The organism is Rhodococcus sp. P4_B6 (genome assembly GCF_056402215.1).
In genome coordinates, this window is record NZ_JBFUHV010000421.1 from 1 (window position 1) to 1779 (window position 1779).

The window sequence follows — 1779 nt, forward strand, 5'->3', positions numbered from 1 at the left end:
GCCACCGGGCTGGAGGTCGCCTACCCGGCCGAGGGGGTCAGCGCGCCGGGGGAGTTGTGGTGCAAGGGCCCGAACATCATGGCCGGGTACCTCGGCAACGACGAGGCCACCGCCGAAACCCTGGACGCGGACGGGTACCTGCACACCGGGGACATTGCGACCGTCGACGCCGAGGGGGTGGTGACGATCGTGGACCGGATGAAGGAGCTGATCAAGTACAAGGCGTATCAGGTGCCGCCCGCCGAACTCGAGGCGCTGCTGCTCACGCACCCGCAGATCGCCGACGCCGCCGTCATCGGTGTCCTCGACGACGAGGGTGAGGAGGTGCCGAAGGCGTTCGTCGTCGCCCAGCCCGGTGCCAAGGATCTGGACGAGGCCGCGGTGATCGCGTTCGTCGCCGCCCGGGTCTCCCCGCACAAGAAGGTCCGCAGGGTCGAGTTCATCGACCTCGTCCCCAAGTCCGCCGCAGGCAAAATCCTCCGCAAAGACCTGCGCACGCGGGAAACGGCGGGTAAGTAGACCGCGATTCGACTCGCCAGGAGTGCCCACCTCCGGTGACGGTGAGTGCAGGTGCCGCCCAATCAGCAGCTCGGGCAGCACCTGCACTCCACCCCTCGCGTGAATCGCCTCATATGCCTGAGACGTGCGCGTTGTCATGTGACCACCATGACGGCCCCGACGCTACCAGAAAACAGGCCAATCGGTTTGTTTCATTCGCCAGGGGCAGACCAGCACGGCGCGGGCACGCGGGCTGAGGTCAATCTGCCGCGTACCAATTCGTTGACACCCCTGAGTCGTCACACACCTCAGCCGACCACGACCGAGTCACCCTGAACGGAGACGCTCCGTGGGGCGAGCGGAACGGACGCCGGACCGTTGTGCACGGACCCGTCGAGATTGAACTTGCTGCCATGGCACGGGCAATTGATGGTGCCACCGGAGACGTCGGATACGGTGCACCCCGCGTGCGTGCATGTCGACGAGAACCCGCGGAAGTCACCGCCGCTGGGCTGTGTGACGACCACATCGCCGAGCACCACGCCGCCACCGACGGGAACATTGCCGGTCGGCACGGTTGCACTCGCAGCCTTCACAGCTGGGCCACCGCTGCCGCCGGACGCAGACGACGCGCGAGTTCTGCTGAACAGAGCGCTACCAGCGGCCAAGGCGGCTACAACACCCATACCGGCGATAACCGTACGACGCGGAAACGCCATCTGGTTGATCCGCAGGCTCTGCTCCTGGTTGAGTTCGTCGGACTGCATGGCGGTGTCTCCCTGTCTGGGCTGGGGTCACGCGGGATCGATCACTGCGGCTCTCTCAATGGTTCTAACGCAGGACACACACGACTGGTTCAATGCGCGACGCCGGGCAGGCTGTGTCCGGCGGATGCCTGCGAAACCCTTCACCGTGCGCGGTCGGTCCGCCTTGCGGACGGCATTAGCGTCGCCGAAGTCGGCGACAAGATCAGCGCGACCCACCAGCAATGGAGGCGGCGCGGAGCCTCGCCGAGTACCGGCCACCGGTGGGATAATCCAACTAGGAGGATCGTCCACCCAGATGAAGCGATGCCCCTACAAAAACGTCGACCCCGGCCCAGGGCCTCAGGACCGCCCGAGTGCGCCGGGGTCGGCCCAAACGGACGGGCGCGGTCGTGCGGCAACCGCAACAGTCCTCTGACATGCGGTAACGAATCGGAGCCCGTCACCGACAAACCAGATGACGAAGCCTACGATGACGGACCCGAACAGCGGGCGCTGGACTCGGAAGCGAGCAGGC

Annotated in this window: 2 protein-coding genes; one reads left to right on the top strand and one right to left on the bottom strand. The window is 66.1% G+C overall.

All coding sequences use genetic code 11. The annotated features are described in order from the left end of the window. Nucleotides 1-519 (top strand): AMP-binding enzyme (locus AC1DWT_RS51215; protein ID WP_477926266.1); only part of this gene is annotated, 519 nt, incomplete at its 5' end. A 287-nt stretch (nt 520-806) separates the two neighbouring features. Here the strand turns inward: AC1DWT_RS51215 and AC1DWT_RS51220 are convergent. Continuing rightward, on the bottom strand, nt 807-1265 hold the full coding sequence (locus tag AC1DWT_RS51220; protein WP_206013944.1) for a QcrA and Rieske domain-containing protein: 459 nt from the start codon (nt 1263-1265) through the stop codon (nt 807-809). Between the last annotated feature and the right edge of the window lie 514 nt (nt 1266-1779).